We start from the raw sequence: 20,559 nt of genomic DNA, 5'->3' as shown, positions 1-20,559 counted from the left end.
CTTTTGACCTAGCAAATGACTTTCCATTTAAAGAACAAGATCCAAAAGAGATTGTGTGATTCAAATTTGGTGAAAAAAAGGATGCGACAAATAGAATTTTGTCTCATCCTTAGAGTAACAGAAAAATGGCTTGTCCGGTAATCTTTTTTTAGACAGAAAGACGTCCGGAAAGAAAATTCGCGAGGGAATAAGCTTCATGGGTGTCAATATCAAACAATTCCACCAATAGTTCAGGGTCTTCAGCTTCATTTGCGTCTAAAATAGCTATTCTCCGCGTTTGAAGACAAGCCACTAATTTTTTGCCATAAAAATGTGCGGTGCGAGTGATAACAAAATCAAGACGGTCTTTTTCCCCTATATATCCAACGTATCGAGTTTCAGTGGATTCAAGTTCTTCATACATCAAAGCGTCATCCTGCACCAAGTGAAAGCCTCCTTGTATGGCGGGCTAGATGAGGTTTCTCAAAAAATAGGACTTTGAAATCTTTGAGCGATTTCATGAAATTTCTTATGAAACCTCGGCAAATCAGAAAAGTTTTGAACAATGACTATTCTTTACTGAAATAAGTCGTATCCCAAGCCCGCTTCTAGGAACACTCAGCAAACGGAGTTGATGACCTGTATTAAAATTTGTCAGGTAAACGACCGTGACTTGGCACATTCTCCTGTTCATTCAGCCATTGCAACTCTTGAACCGCTTTTAAAAAAGCCTGCCTGTCACGAGCATCCAGTGCAGCATCAATTTTTTCTTGCAATATTAGACGTTTTCTGTGACGTTCGGAAATTTCTTTTAAAACCTGTGTCACTTCTTCAGGAACAGGCAATTCCGGAAGATTGACAAATAAGTAGAGTGTCTGTTTGCTTGGCAAAAAAGTTTGCAGATGTTTCAAAATATCATCGGGATTGCTTGACTTTTGTAGCTTTCCGTTGTCTGGAATCCAAGCAATCATGCCATGCCGTCCTAAAATCAAGAGTGGAACATTTTGTAAAATAATTTGTGTGGGTTCTATCTGTTGAAAGTATTGACTGAGTATATCCACCACGGGTTCAGCGCCGTTTGGCAACAATTTTGATTTTAGCTGGAGCAACTCGTCTTGAGGAATCATATCAATCACTCCTTACAACAGAAGTCGCTGTGACATTTTTTTATTGTATGATTCAGACTCATCCCATTGCTGGGCAAACGACGTATGCATGTAGATTGGGTGGTCTTTATTCTAACAAAAAGTCGCGGAATAAAGAAGAGAGAAGAAAAATTGGAAATCAGATTCTTCTGAATTCCGTTTGGAATATCCACCATATCCATGAATCGCCAGAGAAAAGTAGCGCTAAGGCGGTCATACTACCTGCAGGAGGGAGAGGCCGTGAGGGACTGGGTCTATTTTGCTGGGCTTTACGATTCAAAGTTTGAAGCGTATTGCGCAGTGATGTGGGTAGAAGCCGATGAGCGCATTCGTGGTACAAAGCAGCCCGGCGAAGTTCAAGTTTATCAAACGAAGCGTGGTAAATACGGTGTCCGATTTCGCGAAGAAGGCGCAACCTTTTAAGGCTGTCTTTGCAATGGCAGTACCACGATTTCCTTCCTGGAAAACTGAGCGGGTATTCGAAGAGTCTAACCGAATGACTCTCGAACTAACCCGCTCTTTTGTTTGATATCAGTTGGCAATCATAATCTATTGTGGAACGTGAAAAAACCTCCAACTTTTAGTCATCAGGTTGGAGGAGATTTTTCAGGTCAATGTTCCTCAAAATCCTCATTCAGTTTAGGAAAGCCAAGTTTCACTATATGTTCCTTGATGTTGATGGTCTTCCCGAGAATGAGAAGCATTTTGATATTGAGTGCGATCGCGATTTTGTTTTGTTTCTTGATGTTGTTGGTTGCCTTTATCGGTATTTTGTGCTTGGCTGGAGGTTGTAGCTTGAGCATTGGCTGACTGAGACGGCTCTTGAAACAAGCGATCGGCAACGTGCATCAAAGGGCACCAGCCCAGCACGCCTTCCGCAACCTTCATTGCCCCAATCGAAGCTGCTACAGTACTCATCATTCCTCTTTTGCGTCCACCAGATGCTGTGGCCAGAGTAATGATTCCAGCCACCATACGCGAGTAACGGCTGGGTATGGATAGATTCTGCTGCATAGTCGTCCCTCCACACAATTGAATTTTGTCCTTTTGTAATGTGCTCTTTTTGTGGACGATCTATCAATAAAGCGTTTTGAAAAATTGGATTGATTTGGATAGCTAATAGGCATGTCATCGTTTAAAGATTTTTTGACTTTGACTGACCTTGACGAAAAACAATTTTCCTGTCATACTGAATGCCGAGCAAGAAAAAAGTCGAAGCTAAAATTCAGTGAGGACCTAAGGAGGTTCGAGTCATGAGCCTAATTCCATACGTCATTGAACAGACCAGTCGGGGTGAGCGAAGTTACGATATCTATTCTCGGCTGCTAAAAGACCGTATTATATTGCTCGGGAGCCCCATTGATGCGGATGTTGCTAATTCCATTGTCGCTCAACTGCTCTTTTTAGCGGCGGACGATCCGGAAAAAGACATTCATATGTACATTAACAGTCCAGGTGGTTCTGTGACGGCTGGACTAGCTATATTTGATACCATGCAGCATATTAAACCGGACGTCTCCACTATGTGTGTGGGGATGGCGGCCAGTATGGGGGCAGTTCTTTTGGCAGCAGGTGCAAAAGGCAAACGATACGCCCTGCCCAATTCTGAGGTGATGATTCACCAACCGCTCGGCGGAGCCCGTGGTCAAGCTTCGGATATCAAAATTCACGCAGAACATATTCTTAAAACAAGACAGCGTCTCAATCAAATTTTGGCCGAACGGACTGGTCAACCTCTGTCTGTTATTGAGAAAGATACAGATAGGGACAATTTTTTAAGTGCTGAAGAAGCTAAAGCATACGGATTGATTGACGAAGTGGTTGTGCGTAAATGAGTCAAGTGTCCTATGCGGCCTGGATGCGTCATCAACTTTTGGGCTGGTCTCACGGATATTATCGTCATTATGCCAAAATTGGTGGAGTGGCGGCGGATTTTTTTACCGCCAGCCACTCCGTGTTGTTTGCCGAAGTGATTTTCCGTTTTTGCGAACAATGGGTAACTGAAGAAAAGTTAAAAGATTTTCAAATCGTTGAATTTGGTCCCGGCGAGGGATATTTAGCTTATTACCTCATATCCAACTGGGCAGAGCGCCTGCAGCACATTCCTCTTTACTATCAATGCGTTGAACCTTCGCCACGTTTACGCCAACACCAGGAAGAACGCCTTCGTCCTCTGCAAGGCAGGGGAAATGTCTATATTTCATTTTCTACTCCCTTTGAAGTATTAAAAAATCGATCAACATTGGTATTGGCTAATGAAGTACTAGATGCTTTACCAGTTGAGAGAGTCAAGAAAAGTTCAGATGGATGGTACAGGGCTTATGTGAATTTGTCCAATGAACAACCAGCCGTCGATATTGACTGGCGAAAAGCGCCTGGTTGGCTCGCTATACTTTGTGAACGTTGGCTCCCTATCCCGGTAGGCGCTTACGGGGAATTTTGCCCGGAATTGTGTACATTGCTTGCGCAAATGTGTCACTTGGCGCATCAAGGACGCTGTCTTCTTTTTGACTACGGTATCACTTCTAGGGATTGGGCTTCTGGTGCTTATCCTGAAGGTACGTTGCGCGGCTATCGTCAGCATCAATTAGTAGATATAAGCAAGGATTCATCTTTCCAGGGAGATTGGACAGCAGATGTTCATTGGGATTATGTCAATCATTTGGTACGCAGATTGGGTTTTGCCAGTCGCATGCAGACACAGGCAGAATTTCTTCTAGAGGGCGGATTATTAGAAATTATTGAAATGCAGCAAAAAAATTTGTCGGAATTCAGTGCTTATCAGATGCGAAATGAAGCTAAGCGATTACTTTGGCCAGGAGATATGGGCGAACGATTCAGTGTCATGACGATTGAACCCATAAAAAAATACACATAAACGTGTCACAATTTTTATGGATCATCTATTTAATATGTCACAAAAGGAGCGAGATATGATATATAATAAGGTTGAGGGCTCAATTTGATGCGTAAAGGAGCGTTTCAACCATGACTTTGCGGGTTGCTATCAATGGTTTCGGCAGAATTGGGCGAATGGTGTATCGTCGCGCAATGGAAACCGAAGCATTTCATGTGGTGGCTGTCAACGGCACGGCTGATTCGGAAGATTTGGCCCATTTGCTAAAATACGATTCTGTACACGGAACATGGAAGCAACCGCTTCAAGTTCAAGAAGATGGATGGACAGTAGCCGGCAAAAAAACACAGATTTTTTCAACGAGATCGATTCAAGACCTTCCTTGGGGAGATTTAGGGATAGATATAGTCATTGAGGCTACAGGCGCTTTTCGCCACTACGCAGGCGCGGTACAACATATTGAACAAGGAGCGCGCCGCGTATTGATTACAGCTCCTGCTAAAGGAACGCCAGGAGCGGACATGACACTGGTTCTTGGAGTCAATGAGCATATGTATCACCCTGACCGTCATCGCGTTGTATCGGGTGCTTCTTGCACAACCAATGCTTTAGGACCACTTGCCAAAGTTCTGCATGATGCGTTTGGCATTCGCCACGGTCTCTTAACAACCATTCACGCTGTAACGAACGATCAAAACAATTTAGATAATCCGCATAAAGATTTGCGTCGTGCTCGCGCAAGTTATGAATCCTTAATTCCAACAACAACAGGTGCTGCCAAAGCTATAGGTTTGATTCTGCCAGAACTGCAGGGGCGAATGGATGGAATTTCCGTGCGCGTACCAGTTCCCAATGTTTCTTTGGTTGATCTCGTTGCTACGCTCGATTCGGCAGTGACAGAGAATGATGTGCATCGTGTGCTTGAGGAATCGTCACTCGGTTCGCTGCGAGGTATTCTTGGCTATACAGAAGATCCGCTGGTTTCCATTGATTTTAATGGAGACAGCCGATCATCTATAGTTGATGCAGGAATGACAAAAATTTTGGCGGGTAATATGGTCAAGGTATTAGCCTGGTATGATAACGAGTGGGCATACGCCTGCAGGATGGTTGAAACGGCTCTGTTTATGGGAGGGGCTTCCCGCGCCGAGGTCGAGCGTGTACGGCGGGGGGATGGTTTTTTAAGGGGTGCAGAGGTGTTGCCAGTCTTATCTTGATGGCTGGGTCGAAAGGTTGCGCGTCAAGGATAGAATCGCAGGGAATGGTACAATAGAAGGGCATGCTTCAATGCATGTCCTTTCTGCGCTTGGCTTCTTAATTTTAGAAGCGAAACTAAGGACCTTGACGGAGGTTATCATCTTTGTCGACATTCTATTTGGACAAAGCGGCCACTACGCCAGTTGCCAAAGATGTATTAGATGCGGTCATTACATCTTTAGATAAATTTGGGAACCCTTCGAGTTTGCATCGATATGGCTTAGAGGCTGAAGAGTTACTTAACGGATCGAAAAAAGAAGTTAGCCAGTTGCTGGGTTGGTCAGCCGGGGATTGGATTTTTACTGGGAATGGGACAGAATCCAATAATCTTGCTATTTTTGGTACGGTTCAATCATGGCAGGAAAAGGGAGGGCACATTGTCAGTACGGCTATAGAACATCCCTCTGTGATCCAGCCGCTGCGCCAATTAGAAGCGGCTGGATGGCAGATTACATTTGTGCCCCCGAATGCCGACGGAGATGTGGAGATCGATTCGTTGCTTGCGGCACTGACACCGCAGACGAGGCTGGTTACTCTTATGCATGTCAATAACGAAACAGGAGCAATGTTGCCAGTGGCTGAGATGGCAGAAGCCATTCGGTCGAGGGAGAAAATTACTTTACATGTGGACGCAAGCCAATCCTTTGGCAAGTTGCCAGATAATCATTTTCAATCGTTTCAAGCCCATCTGCTCACCATATCGGGACATAAAATAGGAGCTTTTAAAGGAATTGGTGGATTGTGGGTAACGAGGAAGCGTTTGCTTCGCCCTATGGTGTTGGGTGGAGGTCAACAGCAGGGGTTGCGTTCGGGTACAGAAAATGTGCCGGGGATTGTTTCGCTTGGTGCCGCAGCTAAACGTGCTAAACGCCTGGCACGGGAAGACTGTATGAAACGTGCTTGGCAGATGCATCAGCAACTTGCAGAATCATTAGCAGTTGCAGGATGGAAAATAGCTCTGCCAAAACATAAGTCGCCCTATATTTTAATGGCGTCAATGCCTGGGCTGCCTGCTGAAGCTCTTGTGCATGCCTTTGAACGGGATGGATTGTTTGTTTCTACGAGCAGTGCTTGTTCTTCGCGAGACACTCAAAAAGGCAGTCAGGTATTACGTGCTATGGGGTGGACCAAAGCTGAAATGGCCGGGGCTATTCGTTTTTCCTTCTCGCCAGAAGATGAGTTTTCTGTGGATGATCTCGTTCGTATTGTCATGGAACATACTTCTTGGGTAAAAAAAATGGCAGGAGGACCCCGATGAATGAGGTTGTGTTGCTAATCCGTTATGGAGAGATTGCCAACAAAGGCAATAATCGCAGTCAATTTGAGCGACTTTTACAGCAAAGAATTCAAACTCAATTATTTGAATTCGCCAATGTGCGAGTGAGTCGGCTTTCTGGAAGAATGGTGGTGCGTTGTTCCAGACAAGATTTGCCGAAGATCGAAAGGGAACTTCATAAAGTGTTTGGTATTGTGGGGATGGCTAGAGCCATCTCTGTACCATTGCAATATCAAACCATTTTGCAAGCAAGTCGGGAGTATGCGATTGAGGAATTGTCTGGGGATCGTTTTACGACTTTTAAAGTCGAAGTTAAAAGAGCTAATAAACAATTCCCAGTGCAAAGTCAAGAGTTAGCCCGCCAGATTGGCGGCGAAATGCTCAGAGCCAACTCTCGACTTCAAGTGGATGTGCATCATCCAGATATAGAGTTTCATGTAGAATTGCGGGAAAACGAAGCCTTTTTATATCACCATTCAATTCCAGGACTGGGTGGATTGCCAACAGGGATGAGCGGACGAGCAGGATTGCTTTTATCCGGCGGTATCGATAGTCCGCTGGCTGGCTGGTATGCTTTAAAACGTGGACTTGAGATATTGCCCATCCACTTTCATAGTCAACCGTTTACAAGTGAGCGTGCCTTGCAGAAAGTATGGACGCTTGCTGGTAAATTGGCTGCTTTTGGCGCAGAGACTACGCTCTATACTCTGTCTGTAACGGAAATACAGGCTGCCATTCGCCGTGAATGTCCGTCCATGTTACATACAATACTTTTACGACGCATGATGTTGCGGTTGGCCGAAGCCGTCTGTCGTGAGGAACAATGTTTAGCGTTGGTGAGTGGCGATTCACTTGGGCAAGTAGCTTCACAGACTCTCGAAGCACTTTACGCGCAAGATGAAGTGTTGCACATGCCTATATTTAGACCGTTGATCATGATGGATAAAGTACAAATCATTGATGAGGCGCGAAAGATTGGAACGTATGAAACCTCGATTCTTCCTTATGATGATTGCTGTACGCTCTTTGCGCCCAAAAATCCCAAAACTCGTCCCAGTCTTTTTGAAATACAACGTGCCGAAGCTCATCTTTCCATAGAAGATTTGCTCAAAGACGCGCTTGCTACGACAGAGAAACGTTCCATATGTTCTATCGATTAAAACAGGCAAGTTTGATGCACATTAAACGTTGAGGTACAGGATTCAACTGTCCGACGTTTGAGGTGAATAACCGTGGGAATATGGAAGAGAGCACGTAAGACCTATCGGTTTTGGAAGCGGACAAGCAGGTGGGTTACGCCCATTTTTGTCCGTTTTGTCCTGCCTGTGGCAGAAAGAAAGATAAGCGGTTATATCAAAAGTCGTTTGGGGATCAGGAACCGATTTCAATGGCGTGTTGTTAAAGCGGGCGATCCGATTCTTTGGAAACGTTATGGTTGGAGAAAAACGGGTCAAGAAAAAAAGCCATAATTTTTTTGGAGATCTTTTCTTTTCACTATCGACTCTCCGTTTAAAGTCTTCAGAATCTGGACATAAAGAGATTAGGATGACTTAGATGTAGCCGCGTCTCAAATTCAGAGAGATGGCAGGCATTCGCGGGGGGTTTCCAATGCGACAAACGATACGAACCATGCGTCAGGACGCATGGACTTCAGAAGACGATGCATTACTAGCAGAAATTGTTTTGCGTCATATCCGAGAAGGTAGCACTCAGTTGGCGGGGTTTAACGAAGCCAGCAGGAAGCTTGGCAGAACGGCTGCAGCCTGTGGTTTTCGCTGGAATGCGTGTGTACGCAAACAACAAAAAAATATTATTGAAATTGCCAAGGAAGAACGTAAAGATCGAAAGGCAGAACGTGTGCAAGCTCAATTGGAAGGTGGCGATGTCGATCATCCAACTGCCACGTTGATGAGTTGGGCGCAGGTATTGCGTTTTTTGCGTCAGGAGAAGAATACTGCTGCTGAATGGGCATCTCGTTGGCGATCTGCTGAGCGTCAGTGCAATGAGTGGAAACAACGTTTCTTGGAATTAGAAAAAGAACATCGCCGATTAAACGAGGAACATCGTTCTTTGCGTCAGGAATTCGACAGTATCTCCGATGACTATCGAGTGTTGGTGCAGATTGTCGATCGTGCTAGAAAGGCGACACTCAAAAATGAAGACAGTCCACTTTCCGCGGATGGTTTTCTATATCGAATAGATGAGAACGGCAATTTGGAACGATTGCTGGCCAACCCAGATTTAGAACAAGCGGAATAAAAAAAAGCCAAGTAAGGGGTAATCTCTTACTTGGTTTTTTGTATATGGATTGCACAAACTTGCCACCCTAAGAAGCAGGATGGTGAGCCATGTGTGGAAAAATAAGATCAAGCGCGGCTTGGCAGTTTTTTGGATGTGCGCAGCTTCTTTGAGCATGTCTGGTTGCTATGATAGACAAGAGCTAGAACAACAAGCATTTATCACTACATTGGGTCTCGATAAAGCTCCAGATGGAATGGTGGACTGCACTTTTCGCGTGGCAGTTCCTAAAAACCCTAGCAGCGCCAGTGGACCAGGTCAAGAAGACGACCGCTCCAATGGACCTATTACGATAAGAGCTCGTTCTGTCAATGAAGCGATGTTAATTGCCAATACTTCTCTCGAAAGAAATGCTACGTTTTCTCATCTTGGCACCATTATTTTTGGCAAAACGCTGGCTCAAGATGGGATTTTACCTTATCTGCAGCCCCTTTTACGATTTCGAGAATTTCGACAAACAGTAACTGTTGTTGTTAGCAACTCAACTGCCCGCGATGTCATTCAAAATTTTAAACCCATGCTCGAGCAGTCGGCAGGACGTATTGGCGATAGTGTGGCTGGTGTCGGTCGACGTACAGGGTTATTTCCCGTCACATATCTACATGATTTGAGCAGCGCTATTCAATCTCCACATGAAGATATACTCACCCCGCTCTACGGGGTGAACAAAATTACAGAGAAATCCGATGCTTCCTCTTCCCGGGAATCGAACGGGGGAGAAAAAGATTCATTTTCAGGGACCAATAAGAGTCAAGAAAAATTAACTCCGCCTTTAGGTAAGAAAAAAATGAGTTTTGCGGCTGGAGAAATTGCCCGTACCGGTGGAAATCCAGTAGATTTTGCTGGAGCAGCAGTATTTCGCGGTGACAAAGTGGTGGATTTTCTGGACGCTCGCCAAGCGATTCTCTATCAGTTACTGCATGGTGGGTTGCGCAACGCGAAATTTGACTTTACAGATAAATCGGGAAAATTTCAGGATATCGGTATCACTTTGCATACTGAACGTCCGCCAAGCTATCATATCAAGCTAGGGAATCCGGTTTTCATTCGCGTTTCCTTGCCCATGGATGCAGATGTCATCAACATCCAAAGTGGACGGAATTATTTAAGCTATAGCGGTCAAAGACACTTGGAAAGTTTTTTGGATAAACAATTGGATACGGAATGTCAAAGTCTTTTGGAACGGCTTCTCATTCGGGATGGTAGTGACTGTATCCCTGTTTCACGATACATTCGGCCGCAATTTTTGACGGATCAGGCGTTTAATCAGTATCCATGGGAAAAAAATCTTCGCCATGCGCGTATTCAAGTGGACAGTCAATTGTATATACGACGATTTGGCATTCAAATGGAACCTGTGGAAAATAGATAAGTCATTCTATTGTCAAGCGATGGTATGCGAATTATGGAAAAAATAGTCCTGTTTGTCCTGCCAGTGGGTGGGGATGCTGTTGTGGCTGTTGGAGAGGAAAAGGTTGGGTTGGAGGATGCGGCCATCCGCCGGACTGTGGCATTTCAGGAAAGGGATATGGGTACAGATGAGCTTCTGGTGAATACATAGGTGGCAAAGGACGTTGGCTATAGGGCTGTCCATTTGTTGCACCGGGGGCGCCAGATTGCGGATTTTGCTGTGTCCATGGATGTTCAGAGTTTTTCTCTGGAGTAGATGGGTCATTTTCGGTGCTAGAGTCGTTCTCAAGAAAAGACTGGAGCAATGGACGCATCATCATGCTAAGTAATGGCGAGTCCAAAAATGGCATGAGAGTAGACAAATCCACTGTTTGATTGCCAAGACCCTGGCGCATGAGTTCTGATAGACGCAGGCAGAGACGTATGAACTGTTCGGATGTCAAATGGTAGTGTGCCGCTTCTTTGCGTAACCTCTGGGAAACGCCAGGCGACAACCTACCTTTTTGTTTTGTTTTGGCCTTGGCCAAGGGTAGCCCTCCTCCTGGAAAAAGAAATACGCTTAAATCATCCATCCCCCACTTGGTGTCAAGACTTGCCCTGTCACATAATCCGATTTGGGATGAACCAGGTAGAGGCAGGCATGAGCCACATCTTCTGTTCGCCCAATTCGCCCCATGGGAATCTCGGCTATCAGTTGCGAACGATCTTCTGTATCCAGATTTTCCAACATACGGGTCTCAATGGCGCCTGGTGCAACACAATTGACCGTTATACCGCTGCCTGCGACTTCTCTGGCTAATGCTTTGCTGAAAGTAATGAGGGCGCCTTTGCTTGCGGAATATATACTTTCCATAGCCGCGCCTGTGATGCCAAAAACAGAGGCTATATTTACGATACGGCCGTATGCTGACGAAAGCATATACGGTAAAACGGCGCGAGTACAAAGAAAAGCGCTGGTGAAATTAGTATCCATAAGATTTCTGTACGACTCCATAGGAGTATCGATCAGCAACTGTGATATAGATATGCCGGCGTTATTGACTAGAATAGCAGGTCTGCCTAGTTCGGCGGCTTTTTCAATGAAACGATTGGCGTCATCTTCTTGTCTCAAATCAGCCTGAAAAGTAATTGCCTCTACTCCATGTTCTCTACATCTTAAAGCCACCTGCTCAGCCGCATTTTTGTTGGCATAGTATTGCAGAATGACATGAGCTCCCTGGCAAGCCAATGTTACGGCGATGGTGCCGCCGATGCCGCCCGATGCTCCAGAGATAATCGCTACCTGTTCATGCAAAAATCTTTCTTTGCATGAGAGGCTCTTTGCTTTTTTCATGAATATCCTCCCAAACCGCGTCCTACCTTACCAGTTTATGCGAATCAAGGACAGTTGTCACTGAACCTTTGCAATAGCGCGCTTGACCTGTTAACCTAGTCTCGGTGTTGGTGTTGCGGGTAGAAAATTGAAGTGAGGAGCTAAGTCTTTTGCAGAGGAATATCAGCAGCCCGCGAAGCGAGGAGGAAGGTCTGTGATTACGAAACTGCTAATCGCCAACCGTGGTGAAATTGCCCGACGCATTATCCGTACCTGCAAACGTATGGGAATTTCAACTGTAGCAGTTTATTCTGATGCGGATGAAAGCGCTTTGTTTGTCAAGGAGGCCGATGAGCGAGTAAGAATTGGTCCACCCCCTGTAGCAGAGAGTTATCTAAAAATCGATGCTATTTTAGAAGCTGCTCAACAAACAGGTGCCGATGCAATTCATCCGGGGTATGGTTTATTAAGTGAACATGCGGATTTTGCCAAGCGAGTTCGCCAGCAAGGTCTCATTTTTGTTGGACCTCCAGAGGCGGCGATTGCTGCAATGGGCAGTAAAGTCGAGGCGCGCCGAAGAATGAGTGCTACTGGTCTGCCAATTGTACCGGGAACGGAAAATGCGCTTGCGAGTTTAGAAGAGGCCATTGAAGCTGCAGAGCGGATAGGGTATCCAGTCATGCTCAAAGCTTCGAGTGGCGGTGGTGGAATCGGTATGCAAATCATTCGCGATGCGGAAGAGTTAAAGAAAGCGTTTGCGGGCAGCCAGGCTCGCGCTGCTTCCTACTTTGGCAATGGAGATTTATTTTTAGAGAAATATATTGAAAAACCACACCATGTCGAAATTCAAGTTCTTCTAGACAGGCAGGGCAATGGGGTCCATTTGGGTGATCGCGAATGTTCCATTCAGCGTCGTCATCAAAAAGTGGTAGAAGAAGCTCCGTCACCGTTATTAAGTGCTGCTTTACGGCAGGAAATGGGGAGTAAGGCTGTTCAAGCGGCTCTTTCTCTTGGTTATGAAGGTGTGGGTACTTTTGAATTTTTGGCTGATGAATCAGGAAATTATTATTTTCTGGAGATGAATACGCGACTCCAAGTTGAGCATCCTGTGACCGAACAGATTACTGGATTGGACCTAGTGGAGTGGCAGTTGCGGGTTGCTTCAGGAGAGTCGCTGACCTTTCAACAGCAGGACGTCCATTTCCACGGTCACAGTATCGAAGCACGTGTTTATGCTGAAGATCCAGTGCGTGGATTCCCGTCGCCAGGAAAATTGCAAGTTCTTGATCTGCCAGAAGGGATGGAAGGCGTGCGGCTTGATTTTGGCTTTCAGTCGGGGGATACGATTACGCCATTTTACGATCCTCTCATCGGCAAATTGGTGGTGACGGCTTCAACGCGCGCTGAAGCTATTCAGCTTTTGCAAAAAGCACTTAATACTTGTCAGATTACCGGGATTAAGTCAAATCTTCCGCAATTGCAAGCTATTGCAAAAGATGAGCGATTTTTGCAAGGTCTAACCGATACAAGCTTTTTGACTGGTTTGAGTTTGAACTCATAAGGGGGATATTTATGGCAGAGGTTCGTTCGAATATGGCAGGTACAGTTTTTCAATTACTCGTATCTGTTGGTGATCAGGTTAATGCTGGTGATGACGTGGTTGTTCTTGAATCTATGAAGATGGAGGTACCCATTGCCAGTGAATTTTCTGGCGTTGTGAAAGAATTGCGCGTTGAGGTGGGCACGTTTGTCAATGAAGATGATGTGCTCTTGGTCTTGGAGTGATGTCTGATGGCTGGCGTAACCCTGTTTGAAGTTGGCCCGCGTGATGGATTACAAAATGAATCGGTCCTTTTAAGCAGTGAAGATAAGGTGTTTTTGGTGGAACAGTTAATGGATGCGGGTCTTACCCGTATTGAAGTGAGTTCGTTTGTTTCACCTCGCTGGATTCCACAGTTAGCTGATGCAGAGGAAGTCTTTCGTCAAGTTCAACGCAGACCTGGAGTAGAACTGAGTGCGCTTGTTCCGAATGAAAAAGGGCTGGAGCGGGCGCTTGCCTGCCAAGTCGATGCTGTAGCCGTTTTTATGTCAGCCAGTGAGACGCATAATTTGAAAAACATCAACAAAACCCGTGTAGACACCTATCCTGTGCTAGCACCGGTTGTGACAGCGGCTAAAGCAGCTAAGAAGTCTGTGCGTGGTTATGTTTCTACAGCTTTTGGCTGTCCTTACGAAGGGGAGGTAGCCATAACAGAAGTGATAGAAGTGAGTATGCGCCTTTTTGGGATGGGCATTGATGAATTGTCGATAGGTGACACAATTGGCGTAGCTGTGCCAACTCAAGTTGAGGCTCTACTTGCTGAAATGGAGAAACAAGGAATTCCGCTAGAAAGAATTGCCCTGCATTTTCATGATACACGGGGTACTGCTGTAGCTAATGCTTATGCAGGCTATCAAGCAGGGGTGCGAATTTTTGATGGCTCGATTGGTGGTATGGGTGGATGTCCTTATGCGCCAGGAGCGTCTGGCAATGTGTCAACGGAAGACTTGCGCTATCTGTTTGAAAGTATGGGCGTTACAACCAATACTCATCTGGATAAACTTCGCGATGCTGCTCGCTGGCTCTCGCAACGTTTGCAAAAAACGCTTTTTAGTCATGATAGTCAAGTCGCCCATGCTATGACATGGGCAGAAGGGGAGAGTGAGCCACAATGAACAACGAATGGGTTCAAGTGCGACAGGAAGATGATGTAGTGGTAGTTACGCTGCATCGCGAGGAAGCCGCTAATGCGCTTTCTCAAGATTTATGCGATGCTCTCCTGCAAGTATTGGAAGAATTAGCAAGCAGTCAGGCTCGCGTTGTTGTGTTGACCGGATCGGGACAAAAAGCATTTTGTGCAGGGGCAGATTTAAAGGAACGCAAGGGAATGGATATTCAACAAGTGCGTGCAGCTGTGAAACGGATTGGTCGGGTCACACAGGCTGTGGCTCAACTGCCGATGCCGACAATCGCTATGCTGAATGGTGTAGCCTTTGGTGGTGGATTGGAAATCGCTTTGGCAGCCGATTTGCGAGTAGCTGCAGAACATGTGCAAATGGGTCTGACAGAAACAGGTTTGGCAATTGTACCTGGTGCAGGTGGCACACAACGTTTACCACGACTGATTGGCTTGGCAAAAGCTAAAGAGCTGATTTTTACAGCTCGTCGAATAGACGCGCAAGAAGCGTATCGTTTAGGATTGGTCAACCAAGTGGTCAAGGTTAATGAACTTTGGACTCAAACACTCCAATTGGCGAAAGAAATCGCTAAAAATGGTCCGATTGCCGTACAATCAGCAAAATGGTCGATAGAGGAAGGTATAGATAAATCGCTTGCAGAGGGGTTGCATCTTGAGTGGCAAGCTTACGAGCGAGTGCTTGGCAGTCAGGATAGGCTGGAGGGTTTAGCTGCTTTTGCAGAAAAACGTCCACCCCAATATACAGGACAGTAAAGAGGTGCACTTCATATGGAGGATAATCGTTTGCAGCAGGAAAAAGAACGGATTATGAGCGGTGGCGAGCGCAAATATCATGAGAAAAACGCATCCACAGGCAAGTTGTTTGTGCGTGAAAGATTGCGCTTGTTGTTGGATGGCGATTTTTTATTGGAAGATGGTTTGTTTGCCAATGCTTTGTCTGAAGATTTGCCAGCGGATGGAGTCATTACTGGCGTTGGAAAAATTGATGGTCGACCAGTTGCGTTTATGGCCAATGATAGCACTGTGAAAGCAGGAAGCTGGGGCTCGCGTACGGTTGAGAAAATCTTGCGTATCCAGGAGACAGCGGAAACCATGCAAATCCCCCTCATCTATCTTGTGGATTCTGCTGGTGCACGGATTACCGATCAGGTTGAGATGTTTCCAGGGCGGCGCGGAGCTGGACGCATTTTCCACAATCAAGTGCGACTTTCTGGCCAGATTCCGCAAATTTGTTTGCTCTTTGGGCCATCAGCCGCTGGCGGGGCCTATATTCCTGCTTTTTGTGACATAGTGGTGATGGTGGAAGGCAACGCCAGTATGTATCTTGGCTCACCACGCATGGCAGAAATGGTCATTGGTGAAAAAGTGACTCTGGAAGAGATGGGCGGAGCACGGATGCATTGCAGTGTCAGTGGCTGCGGTGATGTATTGGTCAAAACAGAACAGGAAGCATTGGCTTTTGCCCGTCAATATCTAAGTTATATGCCATCGCATATGTCCAAAGCACTGCCTGTTATGGAGGGACAAGAAGCGGAAGCGTTTGAAAAAACGCTGGCTGACATTCTGCCTCAAAACCAAAATGCTCCCTTCAATATGCATGATTTAATTCGCAGAGTAATTGATAAAGATAGCTGGCTTGAAATCAAAGCGCTGTTTGCACAAGAAATCATTACCGGATTGGCACGTTTGGATGGACATCCTGTTGGTATTGTTGCCAACCAACCGCGGGTGAAAGGCGGGGTTCTTTTTGTCGATTCTGCTGACAAAGCGGCTCGCTTCATTTCACTTTGTGACGCCTTTTCAATTCCGCTCATTTTCCTGGCAGACGTCCCTGGATTTATGATTGGTACGAAGGTGGAACGGGCTGGGATTATTCGTCACGGCGCAAAGTTGATTGCTGCTATGTCAGAAGCGACGGTTCCTAAGCTAAGCGTTGTCGTACGCAAGGCTTATGGTGCTGGTTTGTACGCCATGGCAGGACCCGCTTTTGAGCCGGATGTTTGTCTCGCTTTACCTACTGCGCAAATAGCAGTTATGGGACCTGAAGCAGCAGTCAATGCAGTCTACAGCAATAAAATTGCCGAACTTCCAGAAACAGAACGTGCTGCTTTTGTCGAACAAAAGAGGGAAGAGTACCGTTCTGATATTGATATTTTCAAATTGGCCTCGGAGATGATTGTGGATGATATTGTTGAGCCCAATCATTTGCGTGACGAGTTGGTGTCCCGCCTGTCAGTCTATCGTTCCAAACATCGAGATCGACCCATCAAGAAACACGCGGTTTATCCGGTATAATCCATGAGTTAGGGAAGTTGCTTATGAAATGCAGGAATTCTTTCCCCGCGTTGCCCCATTTAAAGTGGCGCGGGGATTTCTTTATGCATCTTGCTTATTTTACTTCAGTGCATAAAATCGGTATGATGAATACGTTTGAGTTGGTTTATCTTAGTTTCCTTAGATGTTTGGAGTGGAGTAAGGGTCAAGTTCTGCTTGCGCGTTGTCCGCGTTGTCTATGAAAAGGAGCGGTTTGTCTTGGAGTGTCAGCTTCATCGCAGTGCAACAGGTAACCGCTTGACGGATACCTTTTTACAATCTTTTCATGAAGTTGCTGATTTATACGATGGTCAGAATCCACGAGATTTACAAACCTATCAACAACGATCGAAACAATTAACCGAGCAATTTTCTGCAGCGCACAGACAGGAGTTGGCGTCTGCATTGGTAGAACATTTGCGCCAACTGGGCGCTCCTGAGGCTAGTGTGGATAATGCCCGTCGATTAGCTGACGTTCGTACAGTAGCCGTCGTCACTGGTCAGCAAGCCGGACTTTTTACAGGACCAATCTATGCGTTGGCCAAGGCTTTGACAGCCATTGGCGTAGCCGAACAATTATCGCAGGACTTGCAACAGCCTGTCGTCCCCGTGTTTTGGGTGGCTTCGGAAGATCACGATTGGGATGAAGTCAATCATGCTTATATTCTTACCGAGGAAGGACGAACAAAGCGCGTTTCACTGGCTATGCGTCCGGATTTGCACAGCATGGTTTATCATACGCCTCTTGAAGTATCTGCAGTGGAAAGTGCTTTAGACAGTTTGCAGCAACTTTTGCCGAAGGCTGAGTATAAATGGCGGATGATTGAAGAGATTCGCTCGTTTTGGCATCCTGGAGACAGTTTGTCTCATTGGTTTGCGCGAATTATGGCCCACTTGCTAGGTGAGCGTGGTTTAGTCTTGCTTGATCCTTGTCTTCCAAGATTGCGTGCTCTGGTAGCGAACGCCTTCTCGAAAGCGCTGGAAGCCAGTGAAGAAATACGTCATGAACTGAATCGTTGCTATGACGAGATTCGCAGTCGTGGTTTTACACCTGAGGTAATGGAGGACAAAAGCAACAGCAATGTATTTTGGGTCGAAGATGGCAAACGCTACGTATTAGAGCGTGTCGATCGCGATTTATTCCGATCACGTGGCTTGAACCGCGAATTTTCTCTCAATGATTTGCGCGTTTTAGTCACCCACAATCCCAACGCCTTCAGTTCTAACGTATTATTGAGACCGCTCATTCAAGATGAATTGCTTCCCACTCTTGTCTATCTTGGCGGACCTTCGGAAATAGCTTACTATCCATTGGCGCGCGGCGTATTTCATGCTTTTGGGAAGAAATTGCCTCCCCTGTTGTTGCGTCAGCGAATGCAAATGGTTCCACAGTCCGTTGCATCCTTGTTGGAAGCGTGGGGAATCACTTGGCAAGAGCGCAACGAGATCGACCAGCTAGAGAGGAACTATCTCTTATCCAATGGATTACTTCTGGCGCGTGAACAGATAGCGAAAATGCAGGCGGAGTGGAGTCAGCAATTGTTGCGTCTAGAGGAACAGTTGCCTCTGTTAGGTCCGCAGTTGCCTACGCTATTACAAAGGTCGGCTGTGCGTCAGGAAGCGGAATTGCATCGTTTGGAATTGAAAATATCTCGGCTCATCGAATTGCAGGGCGAAATTGAAATACGTCATCGGCGTTTGGCCAGGAATTGGTTATATCCTGATGGACAGTTGCAGGAACGTCGCTTATCTCTAATGAATCTTTGGTCCATGTACGGGAAAGAATTGTTAAAGCAACTTCCTGCCTGGGGGCAGTATGAGGATGAGTCGCCTTTATATCATATTGAGATATAATCCTGGACAGAGTCTATGTTGCAAAGCAAATTTAATTTTTGAGCAAATGTTTTTCTATGGCCATTGGGCCATATTTTTTTTTGATTTTTTGTTCAGTCAGCAGGAGATTGAAAAAGAAAACAGAAAAGCACTATTATAGTGGTGGAAAGTGGGTAAAAGTGGGGCGAGATGGCGGGGTGTGATGCTGAATGTTCATGGGTGAATTTCAGCATGCTTTGGATGACAAAGGCCGTCTCACCATTCCTGGTAAATTTCGCGACCCACTTGGAGAGCAATTCGTCATGACTCGAGGATTGGATGGATGCATTTTTGTCTATCCCATGTCCGAATGGAATGTCTTGGAGTCCAAATTAAAATCGCTTCCCATGACTAGAGCGGATGCACGTTCTTTTGTCCGCCTGTTTTTTTCAGGAGCTAGTGAATGTGAATTGGACAAGCAGGGACGTGTGCTTGTGCCTTCCGTGCTTCGGGAACATGCGAATTTGGAAAAAGATTGCGTAGTGCTTGGAGTTTCTAATCGGTTGGAGATTTGGAGTCAGAAACGCTGGGCAGACTACTCTACAAATGCTTCAGGAGAATTCGCAGAACTTGCGGAGAAGCTTGTAGATCTCGACTTCTAAAGAAGAGAAGCTGCTTTCCTTTTTCGTTTGTAGACAGGAAAAGAGGGTACGCGCATGTTTGTTCACGAAACCGTTCTACTGAAAGAAACAGTGGGAGCACTCCATCCTCGTGCAGGCGGTCGCTATATTGACTGTACGGTGGGCGGCGGTGGTCACACGGAGCGGCTTCTGCAACTTACCCAGCCGGATGGTCAAGTGCTTGGACTAGACCAAGATGAGAGCGCATTGAATGCTGCGAAAATAAGATTGGCCAATGATTTACACAGATTGCAACTTATTCATAGTAATTTTCGCCAATTGCACACTGTTGCCGAGCGTCTGAATTTCTATCCGGTCGACGGAATTTTGTTCGATCTCGGTGTTTCTTCGCCACAATTTGATGATGCGGAGAGAGGATTTAGTTATCGAAATGATGCGCCGCTTGACATGCGTATGGATCGCTCCCAGAAAGAAACAGCTCTGCAGTTTCTGCAACGCCTCGATGAGCGCCAAATTGCTCAAATTCTGTTTGAGTACGGGGAAGAGCGTTATGCAAGGCGGATTGCTAAAAAAATGGTGGAAGCATTAGCAGCTAACCAATTGCAAAGCACCCTTCAGCTTGCCGAACTTGTTCGTGAAGCGATTCCTGCTGCAGCAAGAAGAACAGGAGGACATCCAGCCAAGCGAACATTTCAAGCCATCCGTATTGCTCTCAACGATGAGTTGCAGGCTCTGCAGGAAGGATTAGAGGCGGCGTTTCAATTATTGAAAGTAGATGGACGTTTAGCGGTTATTACCTTTCATTCTCTAGAAGATCGAATGGTCAAACAATTTTTCCAAAAAATGTCGCAGGGGTGTATCTGCCCTCCTGATTTCCCTATTTGTCAATGCGGACGACAAGCGCAAGCCGAAGTGGTAACGCGTAAGGCGCTTGTTCCGTCGGATGAAGAGCTACTGAGAAATCCAAGAGCGAGATCAGCAAAATTGAGAGTGTTGAGGAGGTTACAGAATGTCAGCAGTTCGACAGATGGCAGTACCAGTTGAACACTCACGTTCAAGACAGAGCGAAGCAAAACCAATTTCTAAAACTCGTGCGCCTTGGCGGGAGGCGATTGGCAACATGGCCAATATGGCGCTTTGTGCAGCCATTGCTGTAGGCGCTATGTGGTTTCTTGCTAATCGAGGGGCAGCCGCATACAGCCAGACATACAGCAATGTGCAACTGCAAACGGAAATCAGTCAAATGGCAGCCGAAAACGCCTCGCTCAATGCTGAAGTGGACAGTTTGGAACGGCCATCGCGTATCCTCAGCACTGCCCTCAATAAGTTGCATATGGTACATGCTAATCCAATTCAAATTTCTGCGAATTCTTCTCAAGGCTAATATTGGCTCCATTTAAACTTTCCTCCTCATTTTAACAGTGTAAAAACCTGGAAAATTTTTAAAGCCTGACGAATTTTCTGGGTTTTATGTTTGTGAGAGATATTCCCCAACCTGTCCGCATAGAATCATTGCGATAA

23 protein-coding genes are annotated in these 20,559 nt (G+C 46.0%); 18 read left to right on the top strand and 5 right to left on the bottom strand.

The window, feature by feature from the left end:
* Positions 1–148: 148 nt before the first annotated feature.
* Positions 149–421, bottom strand: coding sequence for an SAV0927 family protein (locus tag FY534_RS09430; RefSeq protein WP_203114404.1), 273 nt, complete (start codon positions 419–421; stop codon positions 149–151).
* A gap of 202 nt (positions 422–623) precedes the next feature.
* Positions 624–1,106, bottom strand: a complete 483-nt coding sequence (locus FY534_RS09425; RefSeq protein WP_203114403.1) for an IDEAL domain-containing protein — start codon at positions 1,104–1,106, stop codon at positions 624–626.
* A 258-nt stretch (positions 1,107–1,364) separates the two neighbouring features.
* On the opposite strand from FY534_RS09425, the gene FY534_RS09420 reads away from it, so the two are divergent.
* Complete coding sequence (locus FY534_RS09420; RefSeq protein WP_203114402.1) at positions 1,365–1,547, top strand: hypothetical protein; 183 nt, start codon at positions 1,365–1,367, stop codon at positions 1,545–1,547.
* Between the two features lie 216 nt (positions 1,548–1,763).
* Here the strand turns inward: FY534_RS09420 and FY534_RS09415 are convergent, their stop codons facing one another.
* Entirely contained in the window at positions 1,764–2,138 is a 375-nt protein-coding gene (locus FY534_RS09415) for a YgaP family membrane protein (protein WP_203114401.1), read from the bottom strand.
* Between the two features lie 239 nt (positions 2,139–2,377).
* Here FY534_RS09415 and clpP point away from each other — a divergent pair, with 239 nt between their 5' ends.
* The 8 genes from clpP to FY534_RS09375 all read left to right on the top strand — a co-directional run bounded on the left by clpP (position 2,378) and on the right by FY534_RS09375 (position 10,184).
* Positions 2,378–2,959 carry an ATP-dependent Clp endopeptidase proteolytic subunit ClpP gene (gene clpP / locus FY534_RS09410; RefSeq protein WP_072873752.1) on the top strand — a complete coding sequence of 194 codons (582 nt, stop codon included), beginning with the start codon at positions 2,378–2,380 and terminating at the stop codon, positions 2,957–2,959.
* Complete coding sequence (locus FY534_RS09405) at positions 2,956–4,002, top strand: SAM-dependent methyltransferase (protein WP_203114400.1); 1,047 nt, start codon at positions 2,956–2,958, stop codon at positions 4,000–4,002. The genes clpP and FY534_RS09405 overlap by 4 nt, the downstream gene beginning before the upstream one ends.
* Before the next feature lie 110 nt (positions 4,003–4,112).
* The gene (gene gap, locus FY534_RS09400; RefSeq protein ID WP_203114399.1) at positions 4,113–5,198 is read left to right on the top strand and encodes a type I glyceraldehyde-3-phosphate dehydrogenase; all 1,086 of its coding nucleotides are present in this window, start codon (positions 4,113–4,115) and stop codon (positions 5,196–5,198) included.
* A gap of 143 nt (positions 5,199–5,341) precedes the next feature.
* Positions 5,342–6,496: a cysteine desulfurase family protein gene (locus tag FY534_RS09395; protein WP_072873755.1), complete on the top strand. Its 1,155-nt coding sequence runs from the start codon at positions 5,342–5,344 to the stop codon at positions 6,494–6,496.
* Positions 6,493–7,674, top strand: a complete 1,182-nt coding sequence (gene thiI / locus FY534_RS09390) for a tRNA uracil 4-sulfurtransferase ThiI (protein WP_203114398.1) — start codon at positions 6,493–6,495, stop codon at positions 7,672–7,674. The genes FY534_RS09395 and thiI overlap by 4 nt, the downstream gene beginning before the upstream one ends.
* Positions 7,675–7,746: 72 nt before the next feature.
* A complete protein-coding gene (locus tag FY534_RS09385; protein WP_203114397.1) occupies positions 7,747–7,983 on the top strand; it encodes a hypothetical protein in 237 nt (78 codons plus the stop codon).
* A 139-nt stretch (positions 7,984–8,122) separates the two neighbouring features.
* The gene (locus FY534_RS09380; RefSeq protein ID WP_238413479.1) at positions 8,123–8,773 is read left to right on the top strand and encodes an RsfA family transcriptional regulator; all 651 of its coding nucleotides are present in this window, start codon (positions 8,123–8,125) and stop codon (positions 8,771–8,773) included.
* Between the two features lie 91 nt (positions 8,774–8,864).
* The gene (locus FY534_RS09375) at positions 8,865–10,184 is read left to right on the top strand and encodes a Ger(x)C family spore germination protein (RefSeq protein ID WP_203114396.1); all 1,320 of its coding nucleotides are present in this window, start codon (positions 8,865–8,867) and stop codon (positions 10,182–10,184) included.
* Positions 10,185–10,215: 31 nt separating this feature from the next.
* Here FY534_RS09375 and FY534_RS09370 read toward each other — a convergent pair whose 3' ends face one another.
* Together FY534_RS09370 and ymfI are read right to left on the bottom strand one after the other, a co-directional pair.
* Positions 10,216–10,749, bottom strand: a complete 534-nt coding sequence (locus FY534_RS09370) for a hypothetical protein (RefSeq protein WP_203114395.1) — start codon at positions 10,747–10,749, stop codon at positions 10,216–10,218.
* Between the two features lie 32 nt (positions 10,750–10,781).
* Positions 10,782–11,555, bottom strand: a complete 774-nt coding sequence (gene ymfI, locus FY534_RS09365; RefSeq protein ID WP_203114394.1) for an elongation factor P 5-aminopentanone reductase — start codon at positions 11,553–11,555, stop codon at positions 10,782–10,784.
* A 193-nt stretch (positions 11,556–11,748) separates the two neighbouring features.
* On the opposite strand from ymfI, the gene FY534_RS09360 reads away from it, so the two are divergent.
* From FY534_RS09360 to FY534_RS09320, 9 genes are all read left to right on the top strand, one after another.
* Positions 11,749–13,095 (top strand): acetyl-CoA carboxylase biotin carboxylase subunit, encoded by a 1,347-nt coding sequence (locus FY534_RS09360; protein ID WP_129583540.1) that lies wholly within the window; start codon positions 11,749–11,751, stop codon positions 13,093–13,095.
* 11 nt (positions 13,096–13,106) lie between these two features.
* Positions 13,107–13,319, top strand: a complete 213-nt coding sequence (locus FY534_RS09355) for an acetyl-CoA carboxylase biotin carboxyl carrier protein subunit (RefSeq protein ID WP_072873761.1) — start codon at positions 13,107–13,109, stop codon at positions 13,317–13,319.
* A gap of 6 nt (positions 13,320–13,325) precedes the next feature.
* Entirely contained in the window at positions 13,326–14,249 is a 924-nt protein-coding gene (locus FY534_RS09350) for a hydroxymethylglutaryl-CoA lyase (protein WP_203114393.1), read from the top strand.
* Positions 14,246–15,025 carry an enoyl-CoA hydratase-related protein gene (locus FY534_RS09345; RefSeq protein ID WP_203114392.1) on the top strand — a complete coding sequence of 260 codons (780 nt, stop codon included), beginning with the start codon at positions 14,246–14,248 and terminating at the stop codon, positions 15,023–15,025. The genes FY534_RS09350 and FY534_RS09345 overlap by 4 nt, the downstream gene beginning before the upstream one ends.
* A 15-nt stretch (positions 15,026–15,040) precedes the next feature.
* Positions 15,041–16,567: an acyl-CoA carboxylase subunit beta gene (locus tag FY534_RS09340; protein ID WP_203114391.1), complete on the top strand. Its 1,527-nt coding sequence runs from the start codon at positions 15,041–15,043 to the stop codon at positions 16,565–16,567.
* A gap of 135 nt (positions 16,568–16,702) precedes the next feature.
* Positions 16,703–18,439 (top strand): bacillithiol biosynthesis cysteine-adding enzyme BshC, encoded by a 1,737-nt coding sequence (gene bshC / locus FY534_RS09335; RefSeq protein WP_203114390.1) that lies wholly within the window; start codon positions 16,703–16,705, stop codon positions 18,437–18,439.
* Between the two features lie 188 nt (positions 18,440–18,627).
* A complete protein-coding gene (gene mraZ, locus FY534_RS09330) occupies positions 18,628–19,059 on the top strand; it encodes a division/cell wall cluster transcriptional repressor MraZ (RefSeq protein ID WP_072873765.1) in 432 nt (143 codons plus the stop codon).
* A 54-nt stretch (positions 19,060–19,113) separates the two neighbouring features.
* On the top strand, positions 19,114–20,082 hold the full coding sequence (gene rsmH, locus FY534_RS09325; protein ID WP_203114389.1) for a 16S rRNA (cytosine(1402)-N(4))-methyltransferase RsmH: 969 nt from the start codon (positions 19,114–19,116) through the stop codon (positions 20,080–20,082).
* Positions 20,048–20,422 carry a septum formation initiator family protein gene (locus FY534_RS09320; protein ID WP_203114388.1) on the top strand — a complete coding sequence of 125 codons (375 nt, stop codon included), beginning with the start codon at positions 20,048–20,050 and terminating at the stop codon, positions 20,420–20,422. The genes rsmH and FY534_RS09320 overlap by 35 nt, the downstream gene beginning before the upstream one ends.
* The last annotated feature ends 137 nt before the right edge of the window (positions 20,423–20,559 follow it).

It is taken from the genome of Alicyclobacillus sp. TC (assembly GCF_016804365.1).
GTDB lineage: Bacteria > Bacillota > Bacilli > Alicyclobacillales > Alicyclobacillaceae > Alicyclobacillus_I > Alicyclobacillus_I tolerans.
Note: the sequence above shows the minus strand (reverse complement) of the source record. Positions and strands in the feature narration are given on the sequence as shown.

What these genes read in the sequence shown, in the direction of transcription:
- FY534_RS09425 (WP_203114403.1), bottom strand. Translation starts at nt 1,106, where the DNA reads ATGATTCCTCAAGACGAGTTGCTCCAGCTAAAATCAAAATTGTTGCCA.
- FY534_RS09415 (WP_203114401.1), bottom strand. Translation starts at nt 2,138, where the DNA reads ATGCAGCAGAATCTATCCATACCCAGCCGTTACTCGCGTATGGTGGCT.
- clpP (WP_072873752.1), top strand. Translation starts at nt 2,378, where the DNA reads ATGAGCCTAATTCCATACGTCATTGAACAGACCAGTCGGGGTGAGCGA.
- FY534_RS09405 (WP_203114400.1), top strand. Translation starts at nt 2,956, where the DNA reads ATGAGTCAAGTGTCCTATGCGGCCTGGATGCGTCATCAACTTTTGGGC.
- gap (WP_203114399.1), top strand. Translation starts at nt 4,113, where the DNA reads ATGACTTTGCGGGTTGCTATCAATGGTTTCGGCAGAATTGGGCGAATG.
- thiI (WP_203114398.1), top strand. Translation starts at nt 6,493, where the DNA reads ATGAATGAGGTTGTGTTGCTAATCCGTTATGGAGAGATTGCCAACAAA.
- FY534_RS09380 (WP_238413479.1), top strand. Translation starts at nt 8,123, where the DNA reads ATGCGACAAACGATACGAACCATGCGTCAGGACGCATGGACTTCAGAA.
- ymfI (WP_203114394.1), bottom strand. Translation starts at nt 11,555, where the DNA reads ATGAAAAAAGCAAAGAGCCTCTCATGCAAAGAAAGATTTTTGCATGAA.
- FY534_RS09355 (WP_072873761.1), top strand. Translation starts at nt 13,107, where the DNA reads ATGGCAGAGGTTCGTTCGAATATGGCAGGTACAGTTTTTCAATTACTC.
- FY534_RS09350 (WP_203114393.1), top strand. Translation starts at nt 13,326, where the DNA reads ATGGCTGGCGTAACCCTGTTTGAAGTTGGCCCGCGTGATGGATTACAA.
- FY534_RS09345 (WP_203114392.1), top strand. Translation starts at nt 14,246, where the DNA reads ATGAACAACGAATGGGTTCAAGTGCGACAGGAAGATGATGTAGTGGTA.
- FY534_RS09340 (WP_203114391.1), top strand. Translation starts at nt 15,041, where the DNA reads ATGGAGGATAATCGTTTGCAGCAGGAAAAAGAACGGATTATGAGCGGT.
- mraZ (WP_072873765.1), top strand. Translation starts at nt 18,628, where the DNA reads ATGTTCATGGGTGAATTTCAGCATGCTTTGGATGACAAAGGCCGTCTC.
- rsmH (WP_203114389.1), top strand. Translation starts at nt 19,114, where the DNA reads ATGTTTGTTCACGAAACCGTTCTACTGAAAGAAACAGTGGGAGCACTC.
- FY534_RS09320 (WP_203114388.1), top strand. Translation starts at nt 20,048, where the DNA reads ATGTCAGCAGTTCGACAGATGGCAGTACCAGTTGAACACTCACGTTCA.